Annotated in this window: 1 pseudogene; it reads left to right on the top strand. The window is 61.5% G+C overall.

Features of this window, described 5'->3' with window-relative positions:
* Positions 1-252: pseudogene (locus AAEY83_RS17125) on the top strand (hypothetical protein); the annotation flags it as partial.

Here is a 252-nt window from a genome sequence, read left to right as displayed (position 1 = left end):
GCCCTGCAAACCCGCGAGCAACACATCCGCCGCGAGAAAGCCAATTCGAACATCTGCACAGCGCAGGTGCTGCTGGCCAATATCGCCAGTTGTTATGCGGTGTATCACGGCCCGGAGGGTTTGAAGCGTATCGCCCAGCGCGTGCATCGCCTGACCTGCCTCCTTGCGGCGGGACTCGAGCGCAACGGCATCAAACGGCTCAACAGGCAGTTCTTCGACACGCTGACTCTGGAGGTCGGCGGTGCACAAACC

This window comes from Psychrobacter sp. TB20-MNA-CIBAN-0197 (genome assembly GCF_040309765.1).
GTDB classification, from domain to species: Bacteria; Pseudomonadota; Gammaproteobacteria; order Pseudomonadales; family Moraxellaceae; genus Psychrobacter; species Psychrobacter submarinus.
This window is presented reverse-complemented; position numbering and strand designations above follow the sequence as displayed.